At 62.7% G+C, this 13,662-nt stretch carries 13 protein-coding genes and 1 pseudogene; 6 read left to right on the top strand and 8 right to left on the bottom strand.

What is annotated here, in order from left to right:
* Nucleotides 1–44 precede the first annotated feature (44 nt).
* On the bottom strand, nt 45–1,121 hold the full coding sequence (locus tag AC0969_RS00895) for a LacI family DNA-binding transcriptional regulator (RefSeq protein ID WP_479622239.1): 1,077 nt from the start codon (nt 1,119–1,121) through the stop codon (nt 45–47).
* Nucleotides 1,122–1,260: 139 nt separating this feature from the next.
* The gene (locus AC0969_RS00890) at nt 1,261–2,124 is read right to left on the bottom strand and encodes a TIM barrel protein (RefSeq protein ID WP_479622238.1); all 864 of its coding nucleotides are present in this window, start codon (nt 2,122–2,124) and stop codon (nt 1,261–1,263) included.
* A 214-nt stretch (nt 2,125–2,338) separates the two neighbouring features.
* Here AC0969_RS00890 and iolG point away from each other — a divergent pair, with 214 nt between their 5' ends.
* From iolG to AC0969_RS00875, 3 genes and pseudogenes are all read left to right on the top strand, one after another.
* On the top strand, nt 2,339–3,334 hold the full coding sequence (iolG, locus tag AC0969_RS00885) for an inositol 2-dehydrogenase (protein ID WP_479622237.1): 996 nt from the start codon (nt 2,339–2,341) through the stop codon (nt 3,332–3,334).
* Nucleotides 3,335–3,337: 3 nt separating this feature from the next.
* Nucleotides 3,338–4,357: a Gfo/Idh/MocA family oxidoreductase gene (locus AC0969_RS00880; RefSeq protein WP_479622236.1), complete on the top strand. Its 1,020-nt coding sequence runs from the start codon at nt 3,338–3,340 to the stop codon at nt 4,355–4,357.
* Nucleotides 4,358–4,447: 90 nt separating this feature from the next.
* Nucleotides 4,448–4,915, top strand: a pseudogene (locus AC0969_RS00875) (response regulator); the annotation flags it as partial.
* 32 nt (nt 4,916–4,947) lie between these two features.
* Here AC0969_RS00875 and AC0969_RS00870 read toward each other — a convergent pair.
* Nucleotides 4,948–5,874 carry an inositol monophosphatase family protein gene (locus AC0969_RS00870; protein WP_479622235.1) on the bottom strand — a complete coding sequence of 309 codons (927 nt, stop codon included), beginning with the start codon at nt 5,872–5,874 and terminating at the stop codon, nt 4,948–4,950.
* A gap of 85 nt (nt 5,875–5,959) precedes the next feature.
* Here AC0969_RS00870 and AC0969_RS00865 point away from each other — a divergent pair, with 85 nt between their 5' ends.
* Complete coding sequence (locus AC0969_RS00865; protein ID WP_479622234.1) at nt 5,960–6,751, top strand: RNA methyltransferase; 792 nt, start codon at nt 5,960–5,962, stop codon at nt 6,749–6,751.
* A gap of 9 nt (nt 6,752–6,760) precedes the next feature.
* A complete protein-coding gene (gene cysE / locus AC0969_RS00860) occupies nt 6,761–7,549 on the top strand; it encodes a serine O-acetyltransferase (RefSeq protein ID WP_479622233.1) in 789 nt (262 codons plus the stop codon).
* A 152-nt stretch (nt 7,550–7,701) separates the two neighbouring features.
* On the opposite strand, the gene AC0969_RS00855 is transcribed toward cysE, so the two are convergent.
* The 3 genes from AC0969_RS00855 to yjgA are packed head-to-tail and all read right to left on the bottom strand — an operon-like array spanning nt 7,702 to nt 9,755.
* Nucleotides 7,702–8,535: a PhzF family phenazine biosynthesis protein gene (locus AC0969_RS00855; RefSeq protein ID WP_479622232.1), complete on the bottom strand. Its 834-nt coding sequence runs from the start codon at nt 8,533–8,535 to the stop codon at nt 7,702–7,704.
* A complete protein-coding gene (mog, locus tag AC0969_RS00850; RefSeq protein ID WP_479622231.1) occupies nt 8,536–9,114 on the bottom strand; it encodes a molybdopterin adenylyltransferase in 579 nt (192 codons plus the stop codon).
* Nucleotides 9,111–9,755, bottom strand: a complete 645-nt coding sequence (gene yjgA, locus AC0969_RS00845; RefSeq protein ID WP_479622230.1) for a ribosome biogenesis factor YjgA — start codon at nt 9,753–9,755, stop codon at nt 9,111–9,113. Before yjgA ends, mog begins: the two co-directional genes overlap by 4 nt.
* Nucleotides 9,756–9,842: 87 nt before the next feature.
* Between yjgA and pmbA the strand changes: the two genes are divergently transcribed.
* Entirely contained in the window at nt 9,843–11,234 is a 1,392-nt protein-coding gene (gene pmbA, locus AC0969_RS00840; RefSeq protein ID WP_479622229.1) for a metalloprotease PmbA, read from the top strand.
* Nucleotides 11,235–11,318: 84 nt separating this feature from the next.
* On the opposite strand, the gene AC0969_RS00835 is transcribed toward pmbA, so the two are convergent.
* Nucleotides 11,319–12,338 (bottom strand): TRAP transporter substrate-binding protein, encoded by a 1,020-nt coding sequence (locus AC0969_RS00835; RefSeq protein WP_479622228.1) that lies wholly within the window; start codon nt 12,336–12,338, stop codon nt 11,319–11,321.
* 31 nt (nt 12,339–12,369) lie between these two features.
* Nucleotides 12,370–13,662, bottom strand: a complete 1,293-nt coding sequence (locus AC0969_RS00830; RefSeq protein ID WP_479622227.1) for a TRAP transporter large permease — start codon at nt 13,660–13,662, stop codon at nt 12,370–12,372.

The following is a 13,662-nucleotide window of genomic DNA, read 5'->3' as shown; positions in this document are numbered from 1 at the left end:
AATGCTTACGATTTTTTATTATTGATGTTGGGGAGGCTTTGAGTCTAGCTGGCAGGCAAATACCGCTGGTTGGGCAGGTTTTCTGCACAAAACAGGCGAAATTCATTCGGTCCACCGGGGGGCTTTTGGGCCAGCCATTTGGTTTGAAACAGCAGGTGCTGCATGCCGGATAAGACCTGGCCGTCGGGGTCTTGGTCGATCACCAGGTCCATCGTGCCTTCGGTCAGCCAGGTGCGGTGTTCGTCGCTGAGTTCGTGCCCAATCCACACCACACTGCCTGCGCGGCCGTGGCGCAGCAAGGCGCGGTGGATGCCGATGGAGCCCGCGCCGCTGTGGTAGATACCCGCCACATCGCCTAGTCTGAGGGCGGCATCGACGGCCTGGTAGACCTGGTCGGGGTCGTCATGGCAGGGGATGGCGGGCGTGCTGCTGAGTTGCCCAAACGTGGCTTGCACCACGTCCATAAATCCGGCGGTGCGGTCGCGGTGGGCGCGGAAGTGCAGGTCGTTGGTCAGCACCAGCAGCCTTCCTGTTTTACCGGCTAGCCGCCCCATGAAATGCCCGGCTGTGCGGCCCGCGTGCAGGTTATCTATGCCCGCGTAGTGCAGACGGGGGGCGTTATTGCTTCCGCTCGGGTCGCTGATGTCGCTCATCAGCGTCACCACCGGCACGCCTTGCTGGCTGACGTATTGCACAGCGGCGCGCAGCTCGGGCGTGTCGTGCACCGCCAGCAGCAGGCCGTGGCGGGGGTGCGGGGGCTGGCGGATGAACTGCGCGGTGTTTGCGTCGTCGCCGGGGGCAAAGCTGTGGCGGTGCACCACGATGCGCCGGTCCAGCAGGGGCATGAAGCGCTGCAAGGCCAGTTCCATGCGCTGGAAGAAGGGGGTTTGGCTGCGTGCAAACACCACATCCAGCCGGGTCAGGCCCCGGTGGATGTCGGGCATCAGGCGCGGCACGGCGAGTTGCTGGGCCGCCCGGACCACCTTTTCGCGGGTGGCGGTGGAGACGCTGCCCCGGTCGTTCAGCACCCGGTTGACGGTGGCCGGGCTGACCTGGGCCAGCGCCGCAATGTCGATGAAGCGGGCGCTGGATTTTTTACGGGGGGCGGGTATGTCGGGCATGCCCGCACTGTAGAGGCAAGCGAGCGGTCTGGTTTTACGCTCTCCCCCCCCCGGGGGAGGGGCGGGGTGGGGGCTGGCAATTAAACCCGGCCCCCATCCCAACCTTCCCCCGGAGGGGGAAGGAGCCATGCAAATGCAATTAGGCGGCTTGCGCTTCTTTTTGGCGCTCGGCGGCTACGGCTTGGGTTAGGTAGGCCATGCTGGCGGCCAGTTGCTGCGCGATGTCGGCTTCCGTTGCGGCGGCGATTTCTTCGGCGAACGGCTCAAACGACACAAAACCGGTGTAGCCCGCGTTCAACAAGGTGTTGAGCTGGGTGGCGTTGCCCAGCCGGTCATTGGCGCCCACCAGCACGCGGTGGCTGTCGCGCATCTGGGAGGGAGCGAGGGCGGTGTCTTCCACGCCGGAGATGTGGATGAGGCCGGTGTGCTCGGGGTAGAACAGGCCTTCACCCGCCAGATGGTGGTGGAAGGTGTCGTGGACCAGCTTGAAGGTTTTGCTGCCGCCGATTTGCTCAATCGCGCGCACGGCCTGCGATTTGCGGCGCACGGCGCATTCCTCGAAGCCCAGCGGCTCCACCAAACCCACCAGACCGGCTTGGTCGAGCAGCGGCTTGAGCTGGGTCAGCGCGTCCACCAGATCGAGGTGGCGTTGGTCGGCGCTGCGGTGGTCGCGCAGGTCGTTGGTGGGGCAGAGCACCAGGGCTTCGGCACCGCAGGCTACGGCGTAAGCCACCATGTCTTGCGCCTCCGTCAGGCGCTTGGCGTCGAACTGCTCGAAGCGTTGCAGCGCGTTGATGGAGCGGATGGTCAGGCTCTGGGCTTTGGCTGCGGCACCGATGTCGGCGGCCTTGGCACCGTTGACCATTTCAGCCTCGGGCAAGTCGTTGCGGATCTCAATCGCACCCACGCCCAGGCGCTTGGCCATTGCGGCGAATGTGGCGAAGGGGATGCGGGGGGCGCTGATGCGGTTGATCGAAAAAGGGATGGCGGTGTGGGATGTCATGGTGGGGTGTGTCTCCGAGGTGGTGGGGATTTGCTGGGTGCCACTGTAGACAGGCCAGCGCCGGTTGGCAGCGCATTTTTTGACCATTTATGGTCAATTCCTAGGGTTTACCTTGAACCAAAATTCGATTTTTAATTTTTTTAGAAAAATATTTTCGTCCATCGAAAATCCCCGTATAGTGCGATTTTCTTTTTCCAATTTGTCTGTAAACCCTATGAAAAACGTTGCTGTTTTCGGTGCTGGCCGCATTGGCCGTATCCACTCTTCCAACATCGCCGCACTGACCGGTGTCAAGCTGCACAGCGTGTGCGACCCGGTGCCCGCTGCGGCCGATGAGCTGGCGCAAAAGTACGGTGCGAATGTGTCCACCATCGAAGCCGTGCTGGCCGACAAGAGCATTGACGCCGTGGCCATTTGCTCGTCCACGTCTACCCACAGCGACCTCATCACCCGGGCCGCTGCCGCAGGCAAGCATATTTTTTGCGAAAAGCCGGTTGATCTGTCGGTGCCCCGCGCCATTGCCTGCGCCGAAGCCGTCAAGGCCGCCGGTGTGGCCTGCATGATTGGTTTCCAGCGCCGTTTCGACCCTACTTTTAACGACGCGCACCGCCGCCTGGCCGCCGGTGATATCGGCAAGCCCGAAATGTTGATCATCACCAGCCGCGACCCCGGCGCGCCCCCGGCCGACTACATCAAGGCCTCTGGCGGCATCTTCCGCGACATGCTGATCCATGATCTGGACGTGTTCCGCTGGATCTTGTGCGCCGACGGCGACGAAGCGGTGTGGCTCAGCGCCACCGGCTCGGTGCTGACCGACCCGGCCATTGCCGCCCTGGGCGACGTGGACAGCACCGCCGTCAGCATCCGCACCCAGTCCGGTCGCCTGTGCCAGATCAACACCAGCCGCCGCGCCGCCTATGGCTACGACCAGCGCTTCGAAGTGCTGGGCTCGGCCGGTCTGCTGCAATGCGGCAACCACACGCCAACCGAAGTCGTGCAGTGGGATGCCACGGGCATCCGTGCCGACAAGCCAGAAGCCTTCTTCCTGCAACGCTACGCGGCAGCCTACAAGCTGGAAATGGCGCATTTCTTTGAATGCCTGCAAACTGGCGCGCCTTTCAAAACCACCATCGCTGATGGCGTGGCGGCCCAGAAGCTGGCCGATGCGGCCGCTGAAAGCTGCCTGAGCGGCCAACCCGTTCTGTTTTAAGCCATGGCTGCACCATTGCGGATAGGCATTGCCGGTCTGGGCCGGCTGGGCCAACGGCACGCGGAGGCCCTGGCTTTTCGCACCCGCCATTGCACGCTGTTGGCGGCCTGCAGCCCGGTCGCCAGCGAGCGGGCTTTTGCCGCCGAGCAACTGGGGGTGGGGCGGTTGTATGAAGACTTTGATGCTTTCATCGCCGACCCGGACATCGATGCGGTGGTGCTGGTCACGCCCACGTCTTTGCACGCCAACCAGGCCATCGCGGCCTTGCAGGCTGGCAAGCATGTGTTTATAGAAAAGCCACTGGCGCTGAACCTGGACGACTGCGAACGCGTGCTGGCCGTGGCCGAGCAACACCCGGCGCAGGTGGCGATGGTGGGCTTTGTGCGGCGCTTTGACCCGAGCTATGTGAGCGCCCAGACCAGTGTGGCGGCGGGCGAGATCGGCAAGCCGTTTCTGGTGCGCAGCCAAACCTGCGACCAGAACGACCCCGAGGGTTTCTTTGTGCGGTTTGCGCCCACCTCGGGCGGTATCTTCATGGACTGCAGCGTGCACGACATCGACCTGGCGCGCTGGATGCTGGGTCGCCCCAAGGCGCTGCGGGCGTTTGCCACCGGCACCAACGCGCTGCACCCGGCATTGGCCGAGTTTGGCGATGTAGACAACGGACTGGCGGTGGTCGAATTTGAAGGCGGCGCCAAAGCCGTGCTGTACGCCTCGCGCACTATGGCGCATGGGCACGAAACCAGCACCGAAATCATCGGCACCGCAGGCAAGCTGCTGGTGGGCGAGCATGCCGCCCGTGACCGTGTGGTGCGCAGCGACAGCCTGGGCGTGCGGCATGCGGTGCTGGGCGATTTTTACGAGCGTTTTGAAGCTGCCTTTGCGGCCGAGATGGCGGCTTTTGTGGCCGCCTGCCGGGGCGTGCAGCCTTTGAGCCTGACCCTGTCCGACGCGCTGGAAGCCACCCGCATCGGGCTGGCCATCACCCGGTCCCTGCACAGCGGGTTGCCAGAGCCGGTGTGATCGCTGGCAGGGCAGGGCGTTTGAAACATAAGCTTACAAACCTGCAAACGCGGGTATGCTTTTGTTTTTTTCTACCTGCCCTTATCTGCCATGCCCCAGGACGCTCCAAGCCTTTTTGTTGACAAGCCGGTCACCACCATCCTGGTGGTAGACGACACCCCGGACAACTTGTCCTTGATGAGCGCGTTGCTCAAGGACCACTACAAAGTCAAGGTGGCGAACAACGGCGAAAAAGGCTTGCGGATTGCCAACTCAGACGCGCCGCCCGATCTGATCTTGCTCGACATCATGATGCCCGACATGGATGGCTACGAGGTCTGCCGCCGCCTGAAGGCCGAGCCGGCTACCCGCGATATTCCGGTGATTTTTCTCACCGCCAAGTCCGAGGTGGAAGACGAAACCAAGGGCCTGGCGCTGGGTGCGGCCGACTACATTACCAAGCCCATCAGCCCGTCCATCGTGCTGGCGCGGGTGAAAGCGCATGTGGCGCTCAAGGCCTTTGCCGACTTCTTGCGTGACCAGAGCGGCTATATGGAGCGCGAGGTGGCCCAGCGCACGCAAGCCGCCTTGGCCGCCCTAAAACATCAAGGTTAAAACGGCGCGTCTTCGCTCTTGGGGGCGACCGGCGCTACGGATTCAACGGGCTCAGTGGCATCCGGCGTATCCACCGCTGCGGCTTGGCGCAGGGTGGCCTTTTCGCCAGCGCTGGCAAACTTGCTGTACTTGCCCAATACCGACACCAGCTGTCCGTACACGCGGGGGTTACCGGCCATGCATTCCTTTTGTTCCAAAAAGTCGGCTTCACCGGTGAAGTTGCCCACCAGGCCACCGGCTTCGGTGATCAGCAGCGAGCCTGCGGCCACATCCCAAGGGTTCAGGCCGGACTCGAAGAATCCATCGGTAAAACCGGCAGCCACATAGGCCATGTCGAGGGCCGCTGCGCCAGGGCGGCGGATGCCGGCCAGCTTGGGCATCAGGTCGCCCATCATGCCCATGTAGTTTTTGAAGTTGTCACCGGGGCGGAACGGGAAGCCGGTGGAGATCAGGCATTCGTTCAAACGTACGCGCTTTGAAACACGGATGCGGCGCTCGTTCATGTACGCGCCACGGCCCTTGGTGGCGGTAAACAAATCGTTGCGGGTGGGGTCGAAGACGACGGCTTGTTCGATCTTGCCCTGCACGGCCAGCGCGATGCTGACGCAGTAGAACGGAAAGCCGTGGATGAAATTGGTGGTGCCGTCGAGCGGATCGATGATCCACACAAACTCGGAATCTTTGGCGCCAAACTCTGTACCCGATTCTTCCGCCAAGATGCCGTGGCCGGGGTAGGCCGTGGTCAGCGTCTCGATGATGATTTTCTCAGCCGCGTGATCGACTTCGGTGACGAAATCGTTGATCTGCTTCTGGTTGATACGCACCGCTTCGACATCCAGTGCCGCACGGTTAATGATATTGCCAGCGGCACGGGCGGCCTTGACGGCCACGTTGAGCATCGGATGTAAGTTTGGGAGCGCCATAGATTGTGAGTAAGAGCAAATGAAGAGCAGCCAGACGATGCGGGCAGCGACAATCGACGGATTTTACCCGCCTGCCCTGCTGCCCATGAAAACCCGTTTTATTCTGATCCAACCTAGCCACGCTGGCAATGTGGGTGCTACTGCCCGCGCCATGAAAGTCATGGGTTTTGACGACCTGGTGTTGGTCGATCCGCGCTGGCCGAATGTGCTGCGCCGGCTGGAAACCATCCAGCGCGCCAGCGGTGCTCTGGACGTGCTGGACAACGCCCGCATCGTCGCCACCCTGGACGAAGCACTCGACGGCGTAGACCACCTGTGCGCCACGGCGATGACCCCGCGCGACTTCGGCCCGCCCACCACCACACCGCGCCCGCATTTCGAGTCACTCTTAAAAAGAGAGCTGCCTGCGCAGGTGGAATATGCGCTAGAGGCCGATTTGGCATTAAAAAGACCCGAGGGCATTGCGTTCTTGTTTGGCTGCGAGCGCTTTGGCATGGCCAACGAAGATGTGTACCGCTGCCACGTGGCGCTGAGCATTCCGACCAACCCGAACTTCGGCTCGCTGAACCTGGCTGCCGCCGTGCAGCTCATCGCCTACGAGTGGCGCATGGCCCTGGGCGGCTACGGCGTAGAGGCCGCTACCACCGCCCCGGTGCTGGCCGATGCACAGCAGATGGGCGGCATGCTGGGCCACTGGGAGCAGGCCCTGACCGAGGCCGGATTTTTAGACCCCGCCGCACCCAAAAAACTGATGCCGCGCCTGAACCAGCTGTTCAACCGCGCCCAACTGGCACAAGAAGAAATCCAGCTGCTGCGCGGCATCGCCAGAACCATTACCCAGTTGGCGGACAAAACGAAACCTGCACCAACCGAATAGACTGCAACCATGTTTTCACGCCTGCGCTCCGACATCCGCTGCATCCTCGACCGCGACCCCGCTGCCCGCAGCACCTGGGAGGTATTGACCTGCTACCCCGGCCTGCACGCGGTGGTGCTGCACCGCCTGGCCCACTGGTGCTGGCACCACGGCCTCAAGTGGTTGGGGCGCTTTATTTCCCACTGCGCACGCTGGTTTACCGGCATTGAAATCCACCCCGGCGCCAAGCTGGGCGAGCGGGTTTTCTTCGACCACGCGATGGGTGTGGTGGTGGGCGAAACCGCTGAAATCGGCGACGGCTGCACCATCTACCAGGGCGTTACGCTGGGCGGCACCTCTCTGTACAAGGGCACCAAGCGCCACCCCACGCTGGGCCGCGACGTGGTGGTCAGCGCCGGGGCCAAGGTGCTGGGCGGCTTTACCGTGGGCGACGGGGCCAAGATCGGCTCCAACGCGGTGGTCATCAAACCCGTGCCCGCCGGGGCCACGGCGGTGGGCATTCCGGCCCGCATCATCCTGCCCAAAGACGGTCCAAAGGATGGTGCGATGGGCGATGCCGCGATGGCCACCCCGAGCTTCTCGGCCTATGGCATCACCCCCGAAGGCGACCCTCTGGGCGAAGCCATGCGCGGCCTGATCGACAACGCCTCTAGCCAGGAGCACCAGATTGCCCTGCTGTGGCAGGCCATCGAGAAGCTGTCGGCCACCCACCAAACCCCACCCGATTGCGTGCCCTGCGATGCAGCCCGCACCGAGTGTTTTGAGGCTGAGAAATTTACGCAGTTGGTGGGCAAGTAGGGGCTGTAGCGATAGACCTGTAGCCACGCCATACACATACACCGACTGCCTGTAACCCGGTGTGGTGGAGGATGGCCCCCGCAACTCCACAGCCGAAATGGGCAGTCGCTGCGGGATCTTCCATCACATGCAGCTATTTTTCTAATAGCAAATTAGTTGCTCATTACCCGCGCCGACCCCGACACACGGATCGATTCGCCTGGCGTGTTCGATAACTCGGCCCGCAGCAGCGAGCGCATGCCCATGTCTTCCCCTTGCACGATGTCGATCGCGCCGCCGTGCGGCCAGCCGATGTCGCGCAAATAGCCCGCCAGCGCGGCCGTGGCAGCGCCTGTGGCCGGGTCTTCCAGCACGCCGCCAGAGGCAAAGGCGTTGCGGGTGTGCAGGCGCTGTACGGCTTCAGCAAACACCCACACGATGGTCGTCAAGCCCGCAGCCTGCATCAGCGTGCGGCCCGCCGCCAGGTCGTAGTGCATGGCGGCCAGTGCGGCGCGGGTGGTCAGTGCCAGCACCAAATGGTCGGCCCCGCCGTGGGCCAGGGCGGGCGGGATGCGCGGGTCGAGGTCGGCGTGCGCGTAGCCGAACAAGGCCAGCGCGGCATCCACCAGCGCGCTGGGCGCAGGCTGGCTGCGGGTGGGTGGCGATTGCAGTGCTGCGGCCACGGTAGGCCCATCGCGGCGGCCTTCGACGGTGATCTGGGCGTGGTTCAGCGCCAAGGCAAACACGCCGTCGCCCTGTTGCAAGGCCAGCGCCGCGCCCAGCGCAATCGTGGCGTGGCCGCAAAACGGCACTTCGGTTTCGGGTGAAAAGTAGCGCACACGGAAACCGTTTGCTATTGGCGTGGCAAACACGGTTTCTGAAAAGCCCACCTCGGCGGCGATGCGCTGCATGTCGGCATCGGGCGGGAATGCGGCAGAAATCACGACACCCGCCGGGTTGCCGCCGGTGTTGCCGTCGGAGAAGGCGGCGATTTTTTGGATGTGCATTTAGCCTGCTACCCGCAGCGCCGACTTGGGCCGAAACGCTTTGCACACTGCCTCATCCGTCTCCAGATACGGCCCGCCGATCAAATCTATGCAATACGGCACCGCCGCGAAGATGCCGGGCTTACCCAGGGCGGGCAGGCCTTCCAGCGTCTCTGCTATCGCTTTGGGCTGGCCGGGCAGGTTGATGATGAGGCTGCGGTCGCGGATGACGGCGGTTTGGCGCGACAGGATGGCGGTGGGCACAAACTGCAGGCTGATCTGGCGCATTTGCTCGCCGAAGCCGGGCATCTCTTTGTGGGCGATGGCCAGCGTGGCCTCGGGAGTCACGTCGCGCAGGGCGGGGCCGGTGCCACCGGTGGTCAGGACCAGGCTACAGCCTGCATCGACCAGTTCGACCAGGGTGGCGCTGATGACCGCTTGCTCGTCGGGGATTAGGCGGGGGACGAAGGTGATGGGGTTCTTCAAGGCCCGCGCCAACCAGTCTTGCAGGGCGGGCAGGCCTTTGTCTTCGTAGACCCCGCTGCTGGCGCGGTCGCTGACGGAGACGATGCCGATTTTGACGGAGTCGAATGCGCTCATTCTTCGTCGGATTCCACTGCGCCGTCGTTCAGGGGGCCATCGGTGACCGCCAGGTGCTCGCGCACCAGTTGGAAGATGTCGCGGTAGGCGCGGCCGTGGCGGGGCAGGGCACCGGGCTTTTCGGGCACCAGGTCTTTGCGGGCCTGGCGGACCAGGGCGCGCAGTTGCTGGGAGTCGGTTTGCGGGAAGGCTGCGATCCACTCGCCCACAGCGGCGTCTTCGGCGATCAGCCGGTCGCGCCAGGTCTCGGCCTTGTGCAGGGCCAGGTTTTCTTGCGCCGAGCCGAATTGCTGCACTTTGAGCGCCGCGCGGATTTCTTCGAGCTTTTCGGGTTCTTGCTTGCGCATGAGTTTGCCGATGAACTGCATCTGGCGGCGCTTGCCTTCAAAGTTGGTGATGCGCTTGGATTCGACCACTGCGTCATGCAGCTTTTCGCCCAGTTGCAGCTTGGTAAACAGGTCTTGGCGCAGGGTCAGTAGGCTTTCGCCTAGGGCTTGCAGCTCGTCGCTTTCTTTTTTCAGGTCGGTGCGGCTGGAGGCATCGGTGCCCTTGAGTTCGGCTTTAAGCTGGATGTCCAGTTCGCTACCTTCGGCAACGAATTTGCCCTGGACGTAGTAGCCTTTAGTGAGTTTGCGTGACATGGTTTTTAGAGTTGTGCGCGCGGTGCGCGGGGTATCCGATGGGGGTGCAGCAGAGGGGGCTGCGTGGCAAGTATCATAGCCGCCAACATGAAAAAACCTGATTCCACCGTCACCAGCGCCCACCGTGGCCCCGACAGCGGCTTTGCCTATAGCCGCCCTTTCTTTGAAGAACTGGTCGATAGCGCCTTGGCGCATGCCAAAAAACTCGGTGCCACCAACGCCGGAGCCGAGGCTTCCGAGGGCTGCGGCCTGAGCGTCTCAGTCCGCAAGGGCGCGCTGGAAACAGTGGAACGCAACCGCGACAAATCTCTCGGCATCACCGTCTACCTGGGCAAGCGCCGGGGCAACGCCAGCACCTCCGACTTCTCCAAAGCCGCCATCCAGCAAACGGTGAAAGCGGCTTATGACATTGCCCGCTTCACCGCCGAAGACCCGTTTGCCGGCTTGCCCGATGCCAAGAATATTGCCAAGCGCCATGACGATCTGGACCTGTTCCACCCCTGGGCCATCACCAGCGAAGAGGCTGCACAGATCGCGATGGAGTGCGAGGCCGCAGCCCTGCAAACCAGCAAGAAGATCACCAACAGCGAAGGCGCGGGCGTGTCGGCGCAGCAGTCGCATTTCTTCAGCGCCCACACCAACGGCTTTCGCGGCGGTTATGCCAGTTCGCGGCATTCCTTGTCTGTCGCGCCGATTGCCGGCAAGGGCAGCGGCATGCAGCGCGATTCCTGGTACAGCTCGATGCGCAGCGCCGAAGATTTGGCCTCGCCCGAGGCCGTGGGCCGCTATGCCGCCCAGCGCGCCCTGAGCCGCCTGAAGTCGCGCAAGATCCCCACCACAGAGTGCCCGGTGCTGTTCGAGTCGCCGCTGGCGGCCGGGCTGCTGGGCGGCTTTGTGCAGGCCGTGAGCGGCGGTGCGCTGTACCGCAAGAGCACGTTTTTGCTGGACTCGATGGGCCAGCAAATCTTCCCTAAGCACATCAACCTGCTGGAAGACCCGTTTGTGAAGCGCGGCAAAGGCAGCTCGCCGTTTGACGACGAAGGCGTGCGCGTCAAGGCCCGCACCGTGGTGGATGCAGGCCGTGTCGAGGGCTACTTCCTCAGCAGCTATTCGGCCCGCAAGCTGGGCATGCAAACCACTGGCAACGCAGGCGGCTCGCACAACCTGGTGCTGTCTTCCACTCGCACCCGTCCCGGCGATGATCTGGATGCCATGCTGAAGAAGCTGGGCACCGGCCTGTTCGTCATCGAGCTGATGGGCCAGGGCGTGAACTACGTGACCGGCGACTACTCGCGCGGCGCGAGTGGCTTCTGGGTGGAAAACGGCGAAATCGCCTTCCCGGTAGAAGAAATCACCATCGCCGGGAACCTGAAAACCATGTTCAAGGGCATCCAGGCGATTGGCGCAGATACCTACAACTACGGGGCTAAAACCGTGGGCTCGATTCTTATTAACAAGATGAAGGTGGCGGGGAGCTGATTTGAGACTTTTAGTGCTCTAGCGCTTATGCTACCTGCGCCACTAGCTATCGAAAGAATAGCTGGTGGCGTTTTGCTTTGGTGCTTATTTACCGCGTCGTTTCGCCAGCTCAGCCTGCGTTTCCTGCCACAACTCCATCCCCACATTGGTGGCTACCAGGGCGTTGACCTTGGTGAGTTTGTCGCGCATGCGGGCGGACTCGGCGGGGGCGAGTTCGTTGATTTGCATGCCCTTGGTTTTCAGGTCGGCCAGGGCTTTGGCGGCTTCGGCGCGGGTGTCTTTGCGCTCGAAGTCGCGGCTGGCTATGGCAGCATCTAACAGCACTTTTTGCTCGTCTTTGCTCAAGCCGTCCCACCATTTTTTGCTGGCCAACACGATCCAGGGGCTGTAGACGTGGTTGGTCACGCTGAGGTACTTTTGTACTTCATAGAACTTGCTGGAGACGATGGTGTTGAACGGGTTTTCCTGGCCGTCCACTGCCTTGGTTTCCAGCGCGCTAAAGAGTTCGCTGAAGGGCAGCGGAATGGCGTTGGCACCCAGCGACTTGAAGCTGCTGAGGAAGACCTCGTTTTGCATCACGCGCAGTTTTACGCCGTCCATGTCTTCCAGCTTGGTGATGGGGCGCTTGTTGTTGGTCAGGTTGCGGAAGCCGTTTTCCCAGTAGACCAGGCCGACCAGGCCTTTTTCTTGTAGCTTGGCCATGACTTTTTGGCCGATGGGGCCGTCCAGTACCGCGTCGGCTTCGGCCGTGTTGTTGAACAGGAAGGGCGTGTCCCACAGGGCCATTTCTTTGGTGATACCGACCAGGGTGGCGGTGGAGCCAACCATCATTTCCTGTGCGCCGCCAATCAGGGCTTGCTGCATTTGGGTGTCGGGGCCGAGGGCGGCGGCACCGATGGCGCGCAGCTTCATTTTGCCGCCCGAGGCTTTTTCTACCGCTTCGGCAAACACTTTGGACGCACGGCCCTGGTTGCTTTGCTCGTTCAGGCCGTAGCCAAAGCGGATGATGCGCGGCTTGATGTCTTGTGCCAGTGCGCTGGTGGCGGCACCGAGGGTGATGGCCGCCAAGGCGGCGAGCGCGGTGCGGCGAAATAGTTTTTGCATGGTTAGCTCCGGTGGGTAAAAAGGGGAAGGTTTAGCGCATCCACGCGACAGGCGCGGTGACGAGCTGGGGAAAGGCCACAAACAGCAGCAGGATCAGCGTGTAGGTGATGAGGAAGGGGCTAACGCCCTTGATGACGGTGTGCATTGGCACCCGGCCCACGCCGGCCACCACGTTCAGCACGGTGCCCACCGGCGGGGTGATCAGGCCGATGGAGCCGTTGAGCACAAACATCAGGCCAAAGTACACCGGGTCGATACCGGCCTTGGCGGCGATGGGCAACATCACCGGGGCGAAGATCAGGATGGTGGGTGTCAGGTCCAACGCGGTGCCCACCACCACCAGCACTAGCATCATCACCAGCATCAGCAGGCGCGGGTTGTCCACCAGCGGGCCCAGCCAGCCAGTGAGCACCGAAGGCAGGTCGGCCAGGGTGATCATGTAGCTGGCCACCTGGGCTCCGGCGCACAGGAACATCACGATGGCGGTGGTTTTAGCGGCCCGCACCAGCACGCCGTGCAGGTCGCTAAAGTTCATTTCGCGGTGCACCACAAAGGCCACAAACATGGCGTAGAAGGCCGCCACCACGGCGGCTTCGGTGGGGGTGAAGACCCCGCTTTTCATGCCACCAATGATGATGATCGGCATCAGCAGCGCCCAGAAGGCCCGTGCGGTCACCAGCAAGCGCTGGCGCACAGGCAGCGGCGCATCGGCTTGCACGGTGAACTTGCGCAACTGCATCTTCCAGGCGATGACCAGGCCCAGGCCCATCATCAGGCCGGGGGCAATCCCGGCAATGAACAGCGAGGAGATGGAGGTGTTGGTGGTCACGCCGTAGATCACAAACGCCATCGACGGCGGGATGATGGGGCCGATGACACCGCCCGCCGCAATCAGCCCGGCCGACGGGCCGACGGGGTAGCCGTGCTTGCGCATCATGGGCAGCAAAATAGTGGACATGGCGGCGGCATCGGCTAGCGCCGAGCCCGACATGGCCGATAGCATGATGGCCGTGCCGATGGTCACATAGCCCAGCCCGCCGCGCACATGGCCAAACCAGGCCTGCGCCATGTCGATGATGCGGCGGCTGATACCGCCCGAGTTCATCAGTTCACCGGCCAGGATGAAAAACGGCACCGCCAGCAGCGGGAAGCTGTCTACCCCGGCCACCAGGTTTTGCGCCAGCAACTGGGTGTCCCAGAAGTCCAGCACATAGGCCATGCCCGCGCCGGTGAGCACCAGCGCCAACCCCATGTTCATGCCAATTCCCATCAGCACCAGCATGCCGAGTGAGAAAACGATAAATGCTTGACCTTCAACGGACAT

The organism is Rhodoferax sp. LB1P47, from assembly GCF_056521445.1.
The sequence above is the reverse complement of the archived record's forward strand: the minus strand, read 5'-3'. Positions and strand labels throughout refer to the sequence as shown.